This window comes from Pedobacter sp. UYEF25, assembly GCF_054061655.1.
This window is the reverse complement of the sequence record NZ_JBSSEL010000018.1, coordinates 1-19,759: the sequence shown is the minus strand read 5'-3', so window position 1 is coordinate 19,759 and position 19,759 is coordinate 1. Positions and strand designations below refer to the sequence as shown.

Genomic DNA, 19,759 nt, shown 5'->3' with positions numbered 1-19,759 from the left:
TTAGATGTTTTGTTGTTTAGTATAATTCCATTAATCGTTCCTTTCTACTGTAGTTTACGCTTTCTACCTTAAGCTCTAGGCTTTCTGCTTTGCGAACTACATGGTAAAAATTTTGCTTCCTTTTTCTAAAAACTCATTTTCTACAAGCTCTTCTCCAGGTTCTTCAGCTTCAAATTCTTTTAGTTTTTCGTGGAAACTAGCGCTATCTTTTATAATTGCAACCCGAGCACTTCTCACAAACTCTATCAATTCATAAGGCTCTAAAGCTTTAACTAAAGCATCTGTTTCTTCTCTATGACCAGTTACTGCAAATACAGTATAGTCTTTTCTAATTACCACCGCACTTGCGCCATACTGTCTAAGTAATCTTTCAACGGTTACTTTTTCAGCAATTTCATCTGTTGATACCTTATAAAGGGCGAGTTCTTGCCAAATTATTTCATCGTTTGTATTGAAATAAACTTTTAGTACTTCTATCTGCTTCTCTATCTGCCTAGCGAGCTTTCTCACCACCTCATAACTTTCTTGGATTACAATGTTGAATCTGTGAATGCCATCAATTTCGGACGGTGAAGTATTTAAGCTCTCTATATTTATTTTTCTCTTAGAAAAAATAATTGCAATCCTATTTAGCAAACCGATTCGGTTTTCCGCATAGACAATGATGTTATAATCTTGCTTCTCTTCAAGATCTTTTGCGGCTGGGGTATGTTTAATGGTGTTTTCCATTGTGCTTTATTTTCGTTGTTCTTTCCAAAAGATTGCTTCGTTCCTCGCAATGACGATACGGTTTTGTTTATTGTTTGCAATGACTATACGGGTTTACGATTGAGGGGAGCTTCGGTTTTTGGTCTTTGACTTTCCTTCAGCCTTACGCCTTCCAATCCTCAACCTTACTTCAGTCTAATCTCACTTACGCTCATTCCCTGCGGCACCATCGGGAAAACGTTATTTTCTCTTCCTACCATAATCTCTAATAAGTAAGCCCCTTTATGATTGATCATTGTTTCGAGTGCAGTTCGCAACTGCTCGCGTTGGTCTACCAGTTGTGCATCAATATGATAGGCTTTAGATAATGCCACAAAATCTGGACTTGTAATATTTACAAATGAATAACGCTGATCGTTAAAAAGTTGTTGCCACTGTCGCACCATACCCAAAAAGCGATTGTTTAAGATTATGATCTTCACTTCTGCGCCAAATTGCATAATGGTACCCAACTCTTGAGGCGTCATTTGGAAACCTCCATCGCCAATAATGGCAATAACAGTTCTTTCAGGCGCACCATATTTTGCACCTATCGCTGCTGGCAATCCAAATCCCATTGTACCTAATCCGCCAGAAGTTATGTTACTCCTTGTTTGATTAAATTTTGCATATCGACAAGCAACCATTTGGTGTTGACCAACATCGGTAACTATAATTGCATCGCCACCTGTAATTTCATTTATGTTGCGCAACACTTCTCCCATAGTTAGCTCATCTCCCGCTGGATAAAGCTCTGGAGTAATTACCTGATCTATTTCTTGTTGGTTGTAGTCTCTAAATTTGGCCAACCAATCTTGATGGGTTTTCTTTTCAACAAGCTGAGTTAATAGTGGAAGCGTTTCTTTACAATCTCCCCAAACGCCCACATCTGCTTTTACATTCTTATCTATTTCTGCAGGATCGATGTCTAGATGAATGACTTTCGCTTGTTTTGCATATTTGTCTAGTCTGCCGGTAACTCGGTCATCAAAACGCATTCCAATGGCAATTAGTACGTCACACTCATTTGTAAGGACATTCGGACCGTAATTGCCATGCATGCCTAACATGCCAACATTTAATGGATGATCGGTTGGTATAGCGCTCTCGCCAAGAATTGTCCAAGCTGCCGGTATACCACTTTTTTCTAAGAATGTCTTGAACTCGTGTTCAGCTCTACCTAAAACTATTCCTTGTCCCCACAACACAAATGGCTTTTCTGCTGCATTAATCAGCTTTGCTGCTTCTTCTATATATTGAGGTCTAACTTTCGGTTTCGGTCTATAACTGCGTATATGTGTACACTTTTGATAAGGTGGAAACTCTTCTAACTGGATCTGAGCATTTTTCGTAATGTCTACCAACACTGGTCCTGGTCTACCGCTTTTCGCGATATAGAAAGCCTTGGCCAACACTTCGGGAATTTCCTTTGCATCTGTAACCTGGTAGTTCCACTTAGTAACTGGAGTGGTAATATTGATCACATCCGTTTCTTGAAATGCATCTGTACCTAACAAATGCGCAAAAACTTGTCCGGTGATGCAAACCAGCGGAGTGCTGTCTATTTGTGCATCTGCTAAGCCTGTTACCAGATTAGTTGCGCCAGGACCGCTGGTTGCAAATACCACGCCCACTCTGCCACTAGAACGCGCAAAGCCTTGTGCGGCATGGATTCCACCTTGTTCATGGCGAACTAAGATATGCTCCAATCTATCCGCATAATCATAAAGTGCATCATAAATTGGCATAATTGCTCCACCGGGATAACCAAAAATGGTAGTCACACCTTCTGAGATTAAACCATTAAGTAGTGCTTGAGAGCCAGAGCCTTTAAAACTCCCAACTTCTGGAAGTGGGCTTTCTTCTATTTCTGTTATTATATCTTGTTGCATAGTTTTTAACTTATGTCTTTGCTAAATTTTTATTAATTTTTAATTTTAAAACCAATTCTATTTCTGTCCTTCCATAGATTATCCATGGCATCATAAAGTTGATTGAGTTGAATGTCGTGTTCGTCAATTCGCTCTTTTATTTCTTTTAATCGTTCGTTATCCTCATGAGGTTGAAGAAAAATTCTTCTTACAGCAACAAAAGTCTTCATAATAGCAATGTTCATATTTATGGCGATATCGCTCTTAAGTACGCCGCTTAGCATTGCAATTCCTTGTTCGGTGAATGCGTAGGGCAAATATTTTCCCGTTCTATTTTGCGGAGTATCCATCATCACAAACTGTGATGATGGTGTAGATTCTTCATATGCGGTCACAAATTGTGACCGCACACTTTCCCATTCCTGTTTAGTTAGCCTAAACATAAAATCACCAGGGAAATGCTTTATATTTCTCTTAACTGCTTGGTTTGAAACCTTTGTTTCCACTTCGTATAAGTTTGCCAAATCAAAATCAAGCATCACGCGTTCTCCTCGAACTTCGTGAATTCTGCTTTGTATACTTTTGATTATTTGCATAAATTATTGTAAACTAATTTAAATTAGATATCGAGTTCTTTTAAAGCGGTAGGATTTAAAACTCATCCGTAACGCATCCACTTGCTGCATCAGAAACTGTCTTAGCATATTTATATAAAACGCCTTTTGTTACCTTCAATGCTGGTTGCACATAGTTTTTCCTTCGCTCTGCGATGATTTCATCGCTCACTTCTAATTTGATGATGTTATTAACAGCATCGATTAAAATTCTGTCCTCGTCTACAACCAGTGCAATTAAACCACCTTTATAAGATTCTGGCGTAATATGACCGACAACGAAACCATGTGTTCCACCCGAGAAACGACCATCGGTAATTAATGCTACAGATTTGCCCAAACCAGCACCAATAATTGCTGAAGTTGGCTTTAACATTTCTGGCATTCCCGGTGCACCGATAGGTCCGGAGTTTTTAATCACAATCACATCGCCAGGTTGAACGCGACCACTAGAAATACCAGCAATTAGGTCATGTTCACCATCAAACACTCTCGCCGGACCTTCAAACTTCTCACCTTCTTTTCCACTTATTTTAGCAACAGAACCTTTTTCTGCTAAGTTTCCATAAAGAATTTGCAGATGTCCTGTTGGTTTGATCGGGTTGTCTAACTTGTGGATAATTTGCTGATCATAATCAATAACTGACTTTATTTCAACCAGGTTCTCGGCCATTGTTTTTCCAGTTACCGTTAGACAATCGCCATGCAACAAACCTTCATCTAATAAATATTTTAATACGGCCGGAATACCGCCATATTGATGCAAATCTTGCATTAAGTATTTTCCGCTCGGCTTAAAATCAGCTAAAACAGGAGTTTCATCACTCATGCGCTGAAAATCATCTTGCGTAACTTCTACCCCAATAGATTTCCCCATTGCTATTAGGTGCAACACTGCATTGGTACTTCCTCCTAAAATGATAATGGCGCGGATTGCATTTTCAAAAGCTTTCCTAGTCATAACATCAGAAGGCTTGATGTCTTTCTCGAGCAAGATTTTGATGTATTTTCCAGCGTCTAAACACTCTTTCTTTTTATCGTCGCTTATCGCGGGATTAGAAGAGGAGTAGGGTAGACTCATACCTAGCGCCTCGATAGCCGCCGCCATGGTGTTTGCGGTATACATACCACCACATGCGCCTGCGCCCGGACAAGTATGTCTAATAATTCCTTGATAATCTTCTTCAGAAAGATTGCCCGCTATTTTTTGCCCCAAAGCCTCAAACGCAGAGACAATATTCAGTTCTTCACCTTTATAATGTCCAGGTGCTATTGTACCGCCATAAACCATAATGGATGGTCGATCTAAACGTGCCATAGCCATAATTGCACCCGGCATATTTTTATCGCAACCCGGTATGGCAATTACGCCATCGTAGTATTGTCCGCCGCAAATGGTTTCTATGCTGTCGGCGATAACATCTCTACTTACCAAGGAGTAGCGCATGCCATCTGTTCCGTTGCTCATCCCATCACTCACACCAATGGTATTAAAAACCAAACCGACCATGTCGTTTTCCCAAACACCTTTTTTTACCTCTTTTGCAAGATCATTTAGATGCATATTGCAGGTATTTCCATCATAACCCATACTGCAGATACCTACTTGGGCTTTCTTCATGTCTGCATCAGTTAAACCAATGCCATAAAGCATTGCCTGCGCTGCAGGTTGAGTAGGATCTTGTGTAAAGGTTTTACTGTATTTATTAATTTCGCCCATTTTAATTTGAGGTTAATGTTTAAGATCGTGTTATTTTCTGAGGATCAAATCTTGATACTCGATTTTCGAAACTTGATTTTTACTATTAGATAATCACTTCGTAATTCACTTTTTCTAAAACGAGATTCTTATATGCTTTTTGAATGGTATAGCCCACGCTTTCAGTCCACTTTTGTGGTAAATTATAATCGTCGATAGATTCGATCCCCGCAATTTCTGTCGCTGTTCCACATAGGAAGGCACTGTTTGCTTCTTTTAATTCTTTGACAGTTATTTTCTTTTCTATGCAGCCAATGTCCAAAACACCGCATAATTCTAAAACGGTTGCGCGTGTAATTCCTGGTAAAATATTCCCTAACGAAGGCGTAATTAGTTTGCCGTCTTTTTCTATAAAAATATTTGCGCCGGATGCTTCTGCCACAAATCCATTCATATCCAGCAATAATGCTTCATCGAATCCTTTTTTATTTGCAGCAGTAGTTGCCAAAATAGAATTCACATAATTGCCTGATAATTTAGCTTGCATCGGAACCGATTTAGGGTTTGGCCGTTCAAATTCTGATATGCCCATTTTAAGCAAATTGCTCCCAGAATATGCATCCCAATGCCAAGAACAGATAAATATGGAGCTGCCCGTCGGTTGATTTAGTTTCATGTTTGGATCACAAAAAACCAAAGGTCGAATGTATGCGTCTTTTAATTTATTTGCTTTCAGTAGCTGATAGCTGGCATCTATTAGCTCTTTTTTATCCCAAGGAAACGGAATATTTGCCAAATTACAAGAAAGTTCCAGGCGATCGAAATGTGCGGCCGCTTTGAATATTCTACTCCCGTTGTGTGTCTTGTAAGAACGTATTCCCTCAAAAGCACCAAAGCCGTAATGAAGCGATTGACCGAAAAGACTTGTACTGGAGTCGATCGCTTTTTCGAACCTTCCGTCTAAATAAATAACTGTATTGTTGTTGTAATAATTCATTACGTTTTTAAATTAAAAAAAAGCGTCCTACTTGGGGACGCTCTTATTTATTTTGTTTTCTAAAATCAGTAGTTCAGCGCCTATTTCTTATGTTTTATATTTAAACCGAGCAGCAGTCCGACAAAAATAAAATTGCAGTTGCGGTTTTGATAGGTAGAAATTCGGTTGTTTAATAGGGTTATCATAACATCAACTTTTATAAAAACCAATTTAAGACTTGATTTAGAAACACACAAATTAAAGTAAAAAAATATATTTTTAGAATATTATTTGTTATTTATATGGTATAATAGTTGTAAAGTTCTGTTATTAATATACTTTTAGAATTTATATTTGCTTCGATTTGTACCGAATATCAAAACGGTATTTGGTATATATAATGCAAGCATTGTATATTTTAAGGTTTTCTGCTCGAAAATGACTAAATCATCACGACAATTCCCAATTTGATTTAATTTTTACCACTAGAATTAAGCAGTTAAATTTGGTTGATATAGTTTCCAATTCCCTTAATTCCGATCTAAAGGAATGTTTAACGTCCAGGTTGCGGCGAGCGCTATCAAACTTGTCGCGTCACGCGTTTTACCGCACTGAGCTTCTTATCCGCTGCTGTCAGCGTTATCTAGAAGGTTGGCGCAACAGACCGTGTTGTCTCTGAATCAAAAAGCCTTTGATAGAAAGTGATATTTCTAAGAAAATATATAAAGAGTAGACGGAAAGGCAGACATACTCCTTTATCGATTTAATATCTAATTGAAGTTCACAGCGTTAAAGGTGCACAGCTAGGTTTCTGTATAGAAGTGTTTGGGACTTAAAACCGCCACTATTGAATACTGTTAATTTATCCACAGCTGCCACTCTAAGATAGCAACATTGATGTAATTAATTTCCAAAAGCGCAAACTGAGCATAAATAAATTTTTGTCAGGGCACCGCTTAGTATATAAATACGATGCGGCGATAAATACATTTTAGGTAAAATCAAGTTTAAAAAAAACCTCCCGGAATTTAATCTGGAAGGTTTAAAAAAAATATTATTAATTTTATCCTATCGCCTCTGCCAGCACCACGATCTTGTTGTTAAGCGCTTCGACGACTCCGCCTTTTATAAAAAACACTTCTTCCTCGGCCTTGCCGGTTTTTACAACTACCTCACCATCTTGCAACGTAGAAATAATTGGAGCGTGATCAGTTAAAATTTGGAAAGAACCAAGCGTTCCGGGAAGTGTAACTGAAGTGGCGCTGCCTTGAAAAATTTTTTTGTCGGGGGTCAGTATTTCTAGATTCATTTTTATGAGATATGAGATATGAGATATGAGATATGAGATATGAAGCTTAGGACACAGACATCCCAACTAAAATCTTAGATCTAACTTCTCACATCTTAATTAGCTTCTGCCAATAATTTTTTACCCTTTTCTATTGCTTCCTCTATGCTGCCAACAAGGTTAAATGCTGCTTCAGGATATTCGTCTACCTCACCCGCAAGAATCATTGTAAAGCCTTTGATGGTTTCTTTAATATCAACCAATACTCCTTTAAGTCCAGTAAATTGTTCTGCCACAAAGAAAGGCTGAGAGAGGAAACGCTGTACGCGTCGTGCTCTAGAAACAACCAATTTATCTTCTTCAGACAATTCATCCATACCTAAAATGGCAATAATGTCTTGAAGTTCTTTGTAACGTTGTAAAATCTCTTTTACATTCTGCGCACAATTGTAATGTTCATCGCCCAACACCGCTGCACTTAAAATTCGCGACGTAGAGTCAAGTGGATCTACCGCAGGGTAAATACCAAGTTCGGCAATTTTACGCGACAATGAAGTAGTAGCATCTAAGTGAGCAAAAGTTGTAGCCGGCGCAGGATCGGTTAAATCATCCGCAGGTACATAAACAGCTTGTACAGATGTAATGGATCCTCGTTTTGTAGAAGTAATACGCTCCTGCATTAAACCCATTTCTGTAGCTAAAGTTGGTTGATAACCTACTGCGGATGGCATACGACCTAATAGTGCGGACAATTCGGCTCCTGCTTGCGTGAAACGAAAAATGTTATCGATAAAGAAAAGGATATCTTTTCCATCACCTTCTCCATCTCCATCTCTAAAATATTCTGCAACTGTTAAGCCAGAAAGTGCAACTCTTGCACGAGCACCAGGAGGCTCGTTCATCTGTCCAAAAACCAGCGTTGCCTTACTTTCTGCCAACTTTGCAATATCCACAGCTTTGAGATCCCATCCACCTTTTTCCATCGACTCTAAAAAGTCGTCGCCGTAGTTTATCACTCCAGATTCTATAAACTCACGTAATAAATCATTACCCTCGCGAGTACGCTCCCCAACACCGGCAAAAACAGATAAACCGGCGTAAGCTTTTGCGATGTTGTTTACAAGTTCCATAATCAATACAGTCTTGCCAACACCGGCGCCGCCGAATAAACCAATTTTACCACCTTTTGTATAGGGTGCTAAAAGATCTATTACCTTAATTCCAGTAAACAAAACTTCTGTTTCGGTAGATAGATCTTCAAACTTAGGCGCCAAACCGTGGATCGGTTTGCCATCGGTGTTGTCTACTTGATTTATCCCGTCGATCGCTTCACCAACTACATTAAACAACCTGCCTTTAATTTTGTCGCCAATAGGCATTTTAATAGCAGATCCAGTATCTAAAACCTTAGCTCCACGCACCAAACCATCCGTCGAATCCATAGCGATTGCTCTTACGCGGTCTTCGCCTAAATGCTGTTGAACCTCTAAAACTACTTTTTGTCCATTTTCTTTCTGCACCTCAAGTGCATCGAAAATACGAGGTAAGTGGGCATCATCAGCAAAGCTAACGTCTACTACCGGGCCAATAATTTGTGCAATTTTTCCTAAGTTAGGCATATCTGTTTGTTGTAAATCTATTAAAGCATCGAATCAAAGCGCCTTTAGAAGCGCTCAAATTGGATGGCAAAGTTAAGTTATTCTTGCTAAATTCTAAATACTTATGTTATATTTTTTTGGCCTGGGCACCAAAGGTATAATTAAACTAAAATTGATGTATAAATTTGTCTTTACTTGGCCTCTAACATTTTAGTCTTCTAACTACATTCGAGCGGTAGCTGCAAGTCTAAACATCCTTAATGTAATTCAACTGGTAAATACAACTTTTCTCAGTTTAATATCAGATGTTGTTTATATTTTTAATAACAGTATTTGGCAATTTCTCAAATTGGTGCGGGCATAAATTTGCAGCCAAGTTAAGACGTCATATTAGCTAAATGCGCTAAAATCTAACGCCATACAATGAAAAAAACGAGTTAGATGAATAAATTTTTGATTACCATTTCGGATTTTGGCAATCTCCGAATACTTAGATTATATGTATTAAACAGTATCTTTGCATTAAAATAAAAATATGTCACTACAGATTGGCGATACCGCCCCAAATTTTACCTTGTATAACTCAGAACTTGCTAAAGTTTCGTTAAGTAGTTTTTTAGGAAAGAAAGTAATTATTCATTTTTTCCCGATGGCGTTTACCGGAATTTGCACCGAGCAACTTTGCGCGGCTCGTGATAATTTTAGCTTTTACGAAGGTATCAACGCTCAAGTGTTGGGTATTTCTGTGGACTCTCCATTTACTCTTGCGAAGTTTAAAGAAGATCAACATTATCAATTTTTATTGCTATCGGATTTCAATAAAGAAGTTTCTAGCGCTTACGGTTGCCTGTACGAGGAGTTTGTTTTCGGATTAAGGGGGGTTGCAAAGAGAGCTGCTTTTGTAATTGATGAGCAGGGCAAAATTGCTTATTCGGAGGTCTTAGAAGACGCTGGAAATCTTCCAAATTTCAAGGCTATTGATGATGCATTGAAAGCTTAAAAAGATTAGCCAAATTTTTTTCAAATAAAAATTGCTAAATCGAATCGCAAGGCTTACTTTTGCAATCCAGTCAGCAGGGGGGCGTTTCGATTTTTTGGTTTAAAAATAATCGTCTCGAGTCTTTTAGAAGATGAAGTTGCTTGGAAAGCGTTTCAAATAGATTAGATGCATTTGTAGCTCAACTGGATAGAGCACCTCACTACGGATGAGGAGGTTTGGGGTTCGAATCCCTACAAGTGCACCATTTTTATGAAGCCTTGTCGCTCCTTGGCGGCAAGGCTTTATTTTCTTAATTAAAAATCTAAACAAGTTCGATGCTTAATTTAGTTCTTTTTGGCCCTCCGGGGGCGGGTAAAGGTACCCAGTCTGAAAATCTGATAAATAAATACAAACTTATTCATGTGTCTACAGGCGATATTTTTAGAGCGCATGTAAACAACGAAACAGAACTCGGTTTAATGGTAAGCAAGTTGATGGCCGATGGAGAACTTGTTCCAGATGCCATTACCATTTCTATGTTAGAGGAGGAAGTCGATAAAAATCCTGATGCAATTGGTTTCGTTTTCGATGGTTTTCCCCGTACCGTGCCACAAGCAAGGGAGTTAGATCTATTTTTAAAACGTAAAGGCAGCAAGATAGACGGCGTTATTGCGCTAGATGTAGATCAAACCGAGTTGACTAAACGCATCGCTGAAAGGCATAAAACAAGTGGCCGACCAGATGATGATGCGCAGAAACTGCATAAGAGAATATCCGAATACTTCGAAAAAACGATACATGTATTGCCTTATTATGAAGAACAAGGTAAGCTAACAAAGGTTAACGGAATGAACTCTATTGAGACCGTTTACAAAGATCTTTGCGCGGTTATTGATAGCTTTTAGAAAACATTTTAAAATTTTTTATCCTATTTCTTTTTCACTTCCATGTCGCAAGGTTCTAATTTTGTAGATTACGTTAAAATCTGTTGCCGATCTGGTAAGGGTGGCCAGGGATCATCACATTTGCACCGAGATGTATTAACTGCTATGGGCGGCCCAGATGGTGGCGACGGTGGACGCGGCGGCCACATCATCTTAAAAGGAAGTGCAAATATCTGGACTTTGCTTCATTTAAAATATCGCAAGCACATTATTGCCGAAGACGGTTTGGCTGGTGGAAGCTCGCACAAATCAGGCAGACAAGGAAAAGATGAAGTTTTAGAAGTTCCCTTAGGAACCATTGCAAAAAACGCTGAAACTGGTGAGGTGATTTTTGAAATTACTGCGGATGGCGAAATACAAATATTAACAAAAGGTGGCCGCGGTGGGCAGGGAAATGCTCATTTTAAAACGCCTACACAGCAAACACCTAGGTACTCTCAACCTGGAGAATCCGGAGAAGAAGTTTGGAATGTATTAGAATTGAAAGTGTTGGCAGATGTAGGATTGGTAGGATTTCCAAATGCCGGTAAATCTACCCTTCTTTCTGTGGTAAGCGCCGCAAAACCCGAGATTGCTGACTATCCTTTTACTACAATTGTGCCGAACCTAGGCATCGTCAGGTATCGTGATGATCGATCTTTTGTAATGGCAGACATTCCGGGAATTATCGAAGGTGCCTCGCAAGGAAAAGGTTTGGGCTACCGTTTTTTAAGACATATAGAACGGAATTCGGTACTGCTTTTTATGGTACCTGCGGATACGCAAAGAAGCATCAAAGAAGAGTACGAGATACTGAAAGACGAGCTCGAAAAGTACAATCCCGAATTGATGCAGAAGCCACATCTTCTGGCAGTCACCAAATCTGATATGTTAGATGAGGAACTTACTGCAGAGATGAAATTGGATTTGCCTAATGTCCCAAGTCTATTTATTTCTTCAGTTGCGCAGAAAGGTTTGACAGAATTGAAAGATATGATCTGGAAAGCGATAGAGTCATAGCGAAATTTTTAGATCAAAGAATAATAGGCCAAAGAAGACCTGACGCTTCACCTTACAATTCACCGATAAAACACCTTCCGTAGAAGGTGGCAGCTGTGGTGGTTTTTTTTGTTTGTTAATGCTAAAAGCGCTATAGGTCGTTTACAATCTGATTTATAAAGTGCTGAAATTCCCTAAGAAATTCTAATAAAAAACCGAGAACTTAAAATTCCCGGTTTTTTATTTGACAATAATTCTTCTTTAAAAACTAGCTATTCTTTTCGTGCTCATGTTTAGCCTCTTCAACCGTGTGCTCCACATGATCTTTTTCTTCAGCCAGTTTTTCCTTTGTAACTTCTACTACATCTTTTATATCTGACTTTGCTTTTTTGGCAGTTTTCTGAACGAAATGGGGGATTTCATTCTCTATGTCTTCTTCAATTGCTTCTACACCAAAAACCTTTTCACGCACCAAGTTGTACTTATCCTTAATGCCGTATTGTAAATCTCTAGCTTTATCGGCAATTTTTTCTCTTGTATCTTCGCCTTTATTTGGCGCAAACAACACACTAACTATAGTACCAACTGCTATACCAGCTACTAATGCAAGCGCTACTTTAAGGTTGTCATCTGATTTTTTCTGTAGGCAATTCCCTATCAATTTTCTGTATTTCATAACGTTTGTTTTATCTTTAACAAAAAAGAAATATTAAAGTTTTGTAAGTTCTAGCTTCTGTTTGTAACAGAATTAATGTCAAATTAGTTAACAAAATAACATGATAACCGCTAACATTAGAAACGATCATTATACCTGCATTATTACAGACGGGGCACAGGAAATTAAAGCAGATGAACCTCGAGATATGGGGGGAAAAGAAGAAGGTTTTACACCGCTAAACCTTTTATTGTCTGCTTTGGGCAGCTGTTTGGCGATAACATTACGCATGTATATTGATAGAAAAGAGTGGGTTGTTGAGAAAATTGAAGTAAACATTCGTATGGATAGCGAAAACGGCGAAGATGTTTTTTACGAAGAAATTACTTGTTGGGGCGCACTAACCGAAGCGCAAAAAGAGAGATTGGAAATGGTAGCACTTAAATGCCCAATTGCAAAAATTTTAACAAAAGGGAATACAATCGTATCCCGTGTTTTATAAAACATTTTTTATCTTGCCATTTAAAACTGTGAGTCTGAGATCCACCTAAATTAATTAAATGTTAAAATACCTTTTAATTGTTGCCCTAATTGTTTTTTACTGCACGTCGATTTCTGCCCAACAAGTTAGGCCAGAAAAGTCTGCCGATATTTTTAACGCGCTAAAAACACTAAACCATCTGCCAAAAGTGTTGTACATCGCGGCACATCCAGATGATGAAAATACTGGATTATTGGCTTGGTTAATAAATAATCAACACGTACAAACGGCATATTTGTCTTTAACCCGAGGAGATGGAGGGCAAAATTTGTTAGGGGCTGAACAGGGCGCAGCACTAGGTTTAATTAGAACGCACGAGTTATTAGAAGCAAGAAAGCTAGATGGCGCCGAGCAGTTTTTTACTCGGGCGATAGATTTTGGTTTTTCTAAAAATACCACAGATACTTTTAATCAGTGGAATGTCGACAGTCTTACTGCCGATGTGGTTTGGGTAATTAGAAAATTTAAACCTGATGTGATTATTTGCCGTTTTCCGCCAACAGCTGCCGCTGGGCATGGCCAACACGCGGCATCTGCCGTTGTTGCGGCCAAAGCATTTAAGCTCGCCGGCGAGGCAAGCGCATTTCCCGAGCAACTAAAATTTGTTACACCTTGGCAATCAACAAGGTTGTTATGGAACACATTTAACTTTGGAAGCGTAAATACTACATCAGAAGAGCAACTTAAAATTGAGGTTGGACAATACGACCCTCTACTGGGTTTGGGCTACGGTGAATTGGCTGGCATTAGCAGAAGCCTACACAAAAGCCAGGGTGCAGGAACTAGATCAATAGCAGGTAAAAAGACGGAGTATTTTTCATTGGTTGATGGTAAGCCTGCTCATCACACCTTGTTTGACGGCTTAGAAATGGATTGGAAAGAAAATAGACAAGATGCAATTGGAGAAGGATTGCAGAAAATAATTGCCGATTTTGACTTCGGTCGCCCAGAAATAATTTTACCAAGGCTACTCGAGTTGCGAAAAAAAATAGCCTCAATAAGAAATAATGATTTGAAGCATGATAAATTAAAGGCAGTTGATAAAATTATATTGAGTTGCCTAGGTTTTATGGGCGAAGTTATTACAGATGAACCGGAGGCAATTGCAGGAAAGACTTATCCTTTTCAATTAAATCTTATTGTTAGAGACTCAAATAAAGTTAAATTAAAAAGTATCAATTGGTTGGGACAAAAACAGGCATTTGACCAAACTCTACCCAATGATGAATTGGTTTCCTACAAACGTGATATTCAAATCGCCAAAAGTGCATCTTTAACTCAGCCATATTGGTTGGCAAAATCGCCAAAAAATGAAGCAACTTTTAGTGTTACGGCAGATTCATTAATTGGCTTGCCCGAAGCACCCGCTCAACAAAATGTAACGGTTACATTAACCCTCGGCGGCGACGATTTTGATGTGAAGTTGCCTCTTTCCTATAAAAAATTAGATCCAGTTCGTGGAGACGTTGTAGAAGGGTTAAGGATTGTGCCTATAGTTGATGTTAAGATTATGGAGCAGGTATACTTTGCAAAAAAGAATGAAGATTTAACAATTCATGTTCAGTTTAAATCAAAAGAGAATGTGCCAGATGGGGAAGTGGAAATTTTGGATGGAGATGTGTTAGTAGCAACTTTTAAAGACATAAAGCTTGAGGCGGCTGCCATCTTTAACGAAACATTTACCATTAATACAGCTGCATTGGGTAGGATAAAAGCAGATCAGAGCAAATTGCATGTCGTTTTTAAAGCTGGGGGGATAGATTATGATAGGACACAAGAAATTATTCAATATCCGCATTTGCCAACACTACAATACTTTACGAAAGCAGAAAGTTGGTTACTGAAGGGTGATTTAAAAGTAACGGCCAAAAACATAGGCTATATAAAAGGAGCGGGCGACTTAGTTCCTGAATTTTTAAGGCAGGCAGGATTAAAGGTTGATTTATTGAGCGAAAGCGATATTTTAAACCCTATAAAATTGGCTAGTTACGATGCGGTAGTGACGGGCATCCGGGTGGTAAATACCGAAAAGCATTATGGTAATTGGCAATCTGCGCTACAAAATTACGTAAAAAATGGAGGTACGCTGGTTATGCAATACAACACAACTCAAGATATGGCCACTCAAAATTTTGCCGTGTATCCATTAACTATCGGTCGTGGGCGGGTTACAGAAGAGCATGCAACAGTCACGTTTTTAGATCCAGGTAATCGTTTGTTAAACTACCCAAATAAAATAACAGCTAAAGATTTTGACGATTGGGTGCAAGAACGGGGAACTTACTTTCCCGAGAATTGGGATAGCCGTTACACAACACTCTTCGAAATGCACGACACTGGAGAGGGTGAGCAAAAAGGCAGTACTTTAGTCGCTAAGTTTGGAAAGGGAACATTTATCTATTCCCCGTTAGTGTTTTTTAGAGAGTTGCCAGCTGGTAACATCGGTGCTGCCAGATTATTCTTTAACTTTTTGTCGGCAGGGAAATAATGTCGAAAAAGGAAATTAAGTGGAACATCTGGTATTTTTTTCTCTTTGTGGCATTAATTATCCAAATCGTTTTATACTACTTGTTTACTAAACACTGGGCATGAGTGGAATAGATTGGGTGGTGCTTATTTTCACTCTGGCGGGCATCGTACTCTATGGCGTTTATGCTGGTCGGGGGCAAAAAAGCAATGAATCTTATTTAAAAGCCGATAGCAATTTACCTTGGTATGTGGTGCTTTTGGGCATTATGGCCACTCAAGCAAGTGCCATTACTTTTCTATCGGCACCCGGTCAAGCCTATACAGACGGGATGCGCTTTGTGCAGTATTATTTTGGGTTGCCATTGGCAATGATTGTCATCTCTATCACTTTTATCCCCATTTTCCGGCGGTTAAAAGTGTATACGGCCTATGAGTTTTTAGAAAGTCGGTTCGATCGGAAAACCCGCGTCCTCACGTCGCTACTATTTTTGTTTTCTCGGGGTTTATCTACTGGGATAAGTATTTATGCACCCAGCATCATCTTATCGACAATGCTAGATTGGAACATTTATATTACCAATGTGCTTACGGGCGGAATACTTTTGATATACACTTATATAGGCGGAGCAAAAGCGGTTGCACATACGCAAAAACTCCAGTTTTTAATTATTCTTGGCGTGATGGCTTTCGCCGGATATCTTCTAATTAAAAATATGCCCAATGGTGCGACTTTTAGCGATTCTCTCTACCTAGCCGGGAAATCTGGAAAGCTAAATGTAATCACCACAAATTTCGACTGGAAAGATAAGTACAACATATGGAGCGGTGTGATTGGTGGTTTTTTCTTAGCGCTTTCTTATTTTGGTACTGATCAAAGTCAGGTGGGACGCTATATTACCGCAAAAGATACCTCAACAGGTCGTAAGGGATTGTTGCTTAATGGTTTAGTGAAAATACCAATGCAGTTTTTTATTTTGCTAATTGGTGCACTTCTTTTCGCTTTTTATACGCTAAAACCTGCGCCAATCTATTTTAATGAGAGATCCTATCAATACTTAAAAGAAACGAAGCCAGAACAAGCTGCTCACTTAGAGCAAGAGCATAAAAAGTTGCAAAATCAATTTAACCTGCAATCAAAAAGTATTTTGGCTGAGCGAAAAACAAATTCATCGGCCTTGCCTAATGCTGTTACGGCTTTTAAAAAAACGGAAAAGGACATAGCAAATTTGCATGGGAGGGTTGAAGAAGCGATCAATAAGGCTAATTACAACGCAGAGCGAACAGATACAAACTACATTTTTTTATATTTTGTAAAGAACACTTTGCCCGTAGGTATGGTTGGGATGTTATTTGCCGTGATATTTTTGGCAAGCTGGGGCTCTATTTCGGCAGCGCTAAATTCTTTGGCCGCCTGCTCGGTAAAAGACGTGCATTTGATTTTTTTTAAGGAAGCTCCAAATGAGAAAAAAGAATTGCGATTGAGTAGACTGCACACATTGGGTTGGGGAATATTTTCTATCGGAGTTGCCATGTTTGCAACACAAATGGGCTCATTAATAGAGGCCGTTAATATTCTAGGATCCTTGTTTTATGGTCCAATATTAGGGATTTTCTTAGTTGCATTTTACTACAAAAGTATACCTGGTCAAGTGGTGTTTTTCTCCGCAATTTTAGCAGAAGTCACGGTGATAGGAATATATAATTTCGACATCATTTCTTTCTTATGGCTTAACGTGGTTGGGGCGGCTGCAGTTGGCGGGTTTTCTGCCGTAGGATTATTGTTTTACAAACCTAAAATACTATCTTAGCAAGATAACTAGCATAAATTTCACTATGAAAAAGGCATTTAAATCAATAGCGTTGTTGTTCACCGTAACAGCTATCGCTTTTACAGCGTCTGCACAAGACGCTGCACCTAAACCTAGCCCGGCTGCGACAGCAAAAGGCATGGTAAACGGGTCAGAAATAACAATTAACTATAGTAGCCCTGCGGTTAAAGGTCGCAAAATATGGGGCGGGTTAGAATCTTACGATAAAGTTTGGCGTGCAGGTGCAAACGAAGCGACTACTTTTCAAACAAGTAAAGACATTATGGTCGAAGGAAAGAAGCTTCCTGCAGGAACCTACAGTTTCTTTTTGGTGCCGAAAGAAAGCGGTACTTGGACAGCTATTTTTAATAAGGAAGCCAAACAATGGGGGGCTTTTAAATATAAAGAAGGCGAAGATGCAATACGCGTTGATGTAAAGACAAAAGCAATGAAAGCAACACAAGAACGTTTAGTATATAACGTTAACAAAAAAGGTTTTTCCATGAATTGGGATAAAATTTCTGTTCCTGTCATGATTAAATAAATTTATTTTTTTTCTACAAGACCATCTTCTTGAAAAGAAGATGGTTTTTTTTTGAATTTACGGCTGGTTTATTTTTCTTTTTAACATAAAAAAAATTGAGACGTTTATTTTTCTTTTTATAAGCGATAGCACTCAATGCATATCCACTTCAAATAAATATAGATCAACGTATTTAGCCGACATATATTCAGCTGCATCTCGCAACCTGATTGTCATCCTTAACAACTTATCCATTAGGTGTCATTGGCATTGAGTCTAACATTTATCCAAGAATACATACAGGTTGCAAATATTGGCCTAGGTTGTCGAAAGATTTAGGTGGAACTTTTTCGAAGAAATGGACAGCACTTTCTCGGGCGCTAAAATTTTAATTAATTTACAAACAGTAGAAGTTATCCGAAGGCCAAAAAAACGCTTAGCATAACAAGGAATTGCTTTTAAATGGGAGCGTACAGTAGTAGAATTTCAAAACTCAATAAAATTATTAGTGTTGGCGGCAAGAGAGTATTTATCACATCGTCTAATCCACCGTTATCGGAAAGGAACAAAATATGGATGTTCATGAAAAAATAAAATAGTAATTAAATTGATTGTTCTTTTGGGGATTTAGACCCGGTTGTGTGGTGAAAAAAACTCGATCGACCTGTTCGCAATCAATTTTAACAATTACAGCTCCTTTGGCTGTAATTAGCAAACTAGCACTGATGCCAGCAATACTTTAGAATTATAGGAGTTCCATTAAGGCATTCGTTGTCAGCTGGATGATAGGTTCCCGTTCATATAATTTAGAAGTCATAAAATAGTTTTCAGCGACTACGAAAGTCTCGTTAACCCTTTAAATCGGAAAGGCCATTTAAGGCAGACCTCATGCAAATGCAAGTAAATAATATTTTGGGAGATTTAGAGGTTGCCTTTTGACCAAAATGCTAAATTCAAAATCATTCAAAATGAGCAAAGGTGTAGTAAAACTTCAAATGGGAGTATTTTTATCTATTAAGTACGTATAAAATACAGGGTTATTTATTTTTTATTTAATTGATTGTGAGTTAGTTAAAAATTATTAACGAAATAATTTTTTATTTATTGTTTTTAAGGAATTTATTTAATTGTACATTGCGTTGTTTATCGGACAGCATGGGGGTATTTTGCTTGATAATTGTAGAAATAGTAAGTCAATAAAGGAACCGCTTCCACGTCTGTTCACACTGTGACATTACAACAGTATAAATTTTACCAACAGTTATTTTGCTTCCTGAGTAAATTTTAAAGTTTTAATAAAAAAGAAAGAAAATTAAATTATAGTAAAATATGAAAAAATCTCTACTCCTTGGAATCTGTATTTTATTTAGTTTCTCTGCTGCCATCGCTCAGCAGAAGGTAAAAGATGGAACAGTCGCCGGTGATGCGCTCCCCAATAAAGATGCTATATTGGAATTAGAAACAGCCAATAAGGGTTTACTACAGGCGCGCGTGGCATTGGTTCAGACTAACAATCCATCGCCACTCACAGCTCACGTTGCTGGTATGATGGTATATAATACTGCAACAGTAAATGATGTAGTTGCGGGGGTTTACTATAATGATGGTACAAAATGGATTTCTGCTAAGGGCGGCAATGCAACAATAATTGTTGTAAATCAACCTGGGCAAACAGGAATGCCGGGATTACCCGGTACGCCGGGCGGTCCTGGTCTCGGAACTAATATCGTGATCAACGATACAGGTACTTTTATTTTTAATCCGACAACAAACACTTATACTTTAATAAATGCTAAAGGAGATAAAGGCGATGCGGGAATGGTTGGAGTTGAGGGATTACCTGGTACAACTGGTACACCTGGCAAACCTGGCTCAGGATTACCTGGCGCCCCCGGTCCGGGAGTTACCATTGTAACCAACGACAGCGGGACCTATGTTTATAACTCAACTACCCAGACATATACCCGAATCAACGGTCCAAAGGGTGATAAGGGTGATGCAGGCGTGGTAGGTGTTCAAGGCTTACCTGGTACAACCGGCACACCTGGGAAACCTGGTTCAGGGCTTCC

The 19,759-nt window shown here is 38.7% G+C and carries 16 protein-coding genes and 1 tRNA gene; 9 read left to right on the top strand and 8 right to left on the bottom strand.

Annotated features, from left to right (window positions below; translation table 11 throughout):
• Nucleotides 1-96: 96 nt before the first annotated feature.
• The 7 genes from ilvN to atpD all read right to left on the bottom strand — a co-directional run bounded on the left by ilvN (nucleotide 97) and on the right by atpD (nucleotide 8,814).
• Nucleotides 97-729 carry an acetolactate synthase small subunit gene (gene ilvN, locus ACVWYG_RS15340; RefSeq protein ID WP_457271249.1) on the bottom strand — a complete coding sequence of 211 codons (633 nt, stop codon included), beginning with the start codon at nucleotides 727-729 and terminating at the stop codon, nucleotides 97-99.
• Between the two features lie 164 nt (nucleotides 730-893).
• Nucleotides 894-2,639: a biosynthetic-type acetolactate synthase large subunit gene (ilvB, locus tag ACVWYG_RS15335; RefSeq protein WP_457271248.1), complete on the bottom strand. Its 1,746-nt coding sequence runs from the start codon at nucleotides 2,637-2,639 to the stop codon at nucleotides 894-896.
• A gap of 32 nt (nucleotides 2,640-2,671) precedes the next feature.
• Complete coding sequence (locus ACVWYG_RS15330; RefSeq protein WP_457271245.1) at nucleotides 2,672-3,214, bottom strand: ORF6N domain-containing protein; 543 nt, start codon at nucleotides 3,212-3,214, stop codon at nucleotides 2,672-2,674.
• Between the two features lie 55 nt (nucleotides 3,215-3,269).
• The gene (ilvD, locus tag ACVWYG_RS15325) at nucleotides 3,270-4,952 is read right to left on the bottom strand and encodes a dihydroxy-acid dehydratase (RefSeq protein ID WP_457271243.1); all 1,683 of its coding nucleotides are present in this window, start codon (nucleotides 4,950-4,952) and stop codon (nucleotides 3,270-3,272) included.
• Nucleotides 4,953-5,037: 85 nt separating this feature from the next.
• On the bottom strand, nucleotides 5,038-5,928 hold the full coding sequence (ilvE, locus tag ACVWYG_RS15320) for a branched-chain-amino-acid transaminase (RefSeq protein ID WP_457271241.1): 891 nt from the start codon (nucleotides 5,926-5,928) through the stop codon (nucleotides 5,038-5,040).
• A gap of 1,042 nt (nucleotides 5,929-6,970) precedes the next feature.
• Nucleotides 6,971-7,216 carry an ATP synthase F1 subunit epsilon gene (atpC, locus tag ACVWYG_RS15315; RefSeq protein WP_457271239.1) on the bottom strand — a complete coding sequence of 82 codons (246 nt, stop codon included), beginning with the start codon at nucleotides 7,214-7,216 and terminating at the stop codon, nucleotides 6,971-6,973.
• A 95-nt stretch (nucleotides 7,217-7,311) separates the two neighbouring features.
• Nucleotides 7,312-8,814, bottom strand: a complete 1,503-nt coding sequence (gene atpD / locus ACVWYG_RS15310; protein ID WP_457271237.1) for a F0F1 ATP synthase subunit beta — start codon at nucleotides 8,812-8,814, stop codon at nucleotides 7,312-7,314.
• A gap of 514 nt (nucleotides 8,815-9,328) precedes the next feature.
• Between atpD and ACVWYG_RS15305 the strand changes: the two genes are divergently transcribed.
• The 4 genes from ACVWYG_RS15305 to obgE all read left to right on the top strand — a co-directional run bounded on the left by ACVWYG_RS15305 (nucleotide 9,329) and on the right by obgE (nucleotide 11,715).
• Nucleotides 9,329-9,793, top strand: a complete 465-nt coding sequence (locus ACVWYG_RS15305; protein WP_457271235.1) for a redoxin domain-containing protein — start codon at nucleotides 9,329-9,331, stop codon at nucleotides 9,791-9,793.
• Nucleotides 9,794-9,960: 167 nt separating this feature from the next.
• Nucleotides 9,961-10,037 (top strand) — tRNA-Arg (locus ACVWYG_RS15300).
• A 70-nt stretch (nucleotides 10,038-10,107) separates the two neighbouring features.
• Nucleotides 10,108-10,677, top strand: coding sequence for an adenylate kinase (locus tag ACVWYG_RS15295; RefSeq protein WP_457271233.1), 570 nt, complete (start codon nucleotides 10,108-10,110; stop codon nucleotides 10,675-10,677).
• A 42-nt stretch (nucleotides 10,678-10,719) separates the two neighbouring features.
• Nucleotides 10,720-11,715, top strand: coding sequence for a GTPase ObgE (gene obgE / locus ACVWYG_RS15290; RefSeq protein ID WP_457271231.1), 996 nt, complete (start codon nucleotides 10,720-10,722; stop codon nucleotides 11,713-11,715).
• Between the two features lie 247 nt (nucleotides 11,716-11,962).
• On the opposite strand, the gene ACVWYG_RS15285 is transcribed toward obgE, so the two are convergent.
• Nucleotides 11,963-12,370 (bottom strand): YtxH domain-containing protein, encoded by a 408-nt coding sequence (locus tag ACVWYG_RS15285; RefSeq protein ID WP_457271229.1) that lies wholly within the window; start codon nucleotides 12,368-12,370, stop codon nucleotides 11,963-11,965.
• 100 nt (nucleotides 12,371-12,470) lie between these two features.
• On the opposite strand from ACVWYG_RS15285, the gene ACVWYG_RS15280 reads away from it, so the two are divergent.
• From ACVWYG_RS15280 to ACVWYG_RS15260, 5 genes are all read left to right on the top strand, one after another.
• Complete coding sequence (locus ACVWYG_RS15280) at nucleotides 12,471-12,851, top strand: OsmC family protein (RefSeq protein ID WP_457271227.1); 381 nt, start codon at nucleotides 12,471-12,473, stop codon at nucleotides 12,849-12,851.
• Between the two features lie 58 nt (nucleotides 12,852-12,909).
• Nucleotides 12,910-15,378 (top strand): PIG-L family deacetylase, encoded by a 2,469-nt coding sequence (locus tag ACVWYG_RS15275; protein ID WP_457271225.1) that lies wholly within the window; start codon nucleotides 12,910-12,912, stop codon nucleotides 15,376-15,378.
• Between the two features lie 100 nt (nucleotides 15,379-15,478).
• Nucleotides 15,479-17,167 carry a sodium:solute symporter gene (locus tag ACVWYG_RS15270; protein WP_457271223.1) on the top strand — a complete coding sequence of 563 codons (1,689 nt, stop codon included), beginning with the start codon at nucleotides 15,479-15,481 and terminating at the stop codon, nucleotides 17,165-17,167.
• A 25-nt stretch (nucleotides 17,168-17,192) separates the two neighbouring features.
• Nucleotides 17,193-17,711, top strand: a complete 519-nt coding sequence (locus tag ACVWYG_RS15265) for a DUF2911 domain-containing protein (protein WP_457271222.1) — start codon at nucleotides 17,193-17,195, stop codon at nucleotides 17,709-17,711.
• Between the two features lie 1,308 nt (nucleotides 17,712-19,019).
• The coding region (locus ACVWYG_RS15260) for a collagen-like triple helix repeat-containing protein (RefSeq protein WP_457271220.1) at nucleotides 19,020-19,759 on the top strand (740 nt) is incomplete at its 3' end.

Bases quoted from the DNA above. Each gene is read 5' to 3' on its own strand.
- ilvN (WP_457271249.1), bottom strand. From the start codon at position 729: ATGGAAAACACCATTAAACATACCCCAGCCGCAAAAGATCTTGAAGAG.
- ilvB (WP_457271248.1), bottom strand. From the start codon at position 2,639: ATGCAACAAGATATAATAACAGAAATAGAAGAAAGCCCACTTCCAGAA.
- ACVWYG_RS15330 (WP_457271245.1), bottom strand. From the start codon at position 3,214: ATGCAAATAATCAAAAGTATACAAAGCAGAATTCACGAAGTTCGAGGA.
- ilvD (WP_457271243.1), bottom strand. From the start codon at position 4,952: ATGGGCGAAATTAATAAATACAGTAAAACCTTTACACAAGATCCTACT.
- ilvE (WP_457271241.1), bottom strand. From the start codon at position 5,928: ATGAATTATTACAACAACAATACAGTTATTTATTTAGACGGAAGGTTC.
- atpC (WP_457271239.1), bottom strand. From the start codon at position 7,216: ATGAATCTAGAAATACTGACCCCCGACAAAAAAATTTTTCAAGGCAGC.
- atpD (WP_457271237.1), bottom strand. From the start codon at position 8,814: ATGCCTAACTTAGGAAAAATTGCACAAATTATTGGCCCGGTAGTAGAC.
- ACVWYG_RS15305 (WP_457271235.1), top strand. From the start codon at position 9,329: ATGTCACTACAGATTGGCGATACCGCCCCAAATTTTACCTTGTATAAC.
- ACVWYG_RS15295 (WP_457271233.1), top strand. From the start codon at position 10,108: ATGCTTAATTTAGTTCTTTTTGGCCCTCCGGGGGCGGGTAAAGGTACC.
- obgE (WP_457271231.1), top strand. From the start codon at position 10,720: ATGTCGCAAGGTTCTAATTTTGTAGATTACGTTAAAATCTGTTGCCGA.
- ACVWYG_RS15285 (WP_457271229.1), bottom strand. From the start codon at position 12,370: ATGAAATACAGAAAATTGATAGGGAATTGCCTACAGAAAAAATCAGAT.
- ACVWYG_RS15280 (WP_457271227.1), top strand. From the start codon at position 12,471: ATGATAACCGCTAACATTAGAAACGATCATTATACCTGCATTATTACA.
- ACVWYG_RS15275 (WP_457271225.1), top strand. From the start codon at position 12,910: ATGTTAAAATACCTTTTAATTGTTGCCCTAATTGTTTTTTACTGCACG.
- ACVWYG_RS15270 (WP_457271223.1), top strand. From the start codon at position 15,479: ATGAGTGGAATAGATTGGGTGGTGCTTATTTTCACTCTGGCGGGCATC.
- ACVWYG_RS15265 (WP_457271222.1), top strand. From the start codon at position 17,193: ATGAAAAAGGCATTTAAATCAATAGCGTTGTTGTTCACCGTAACAGCT.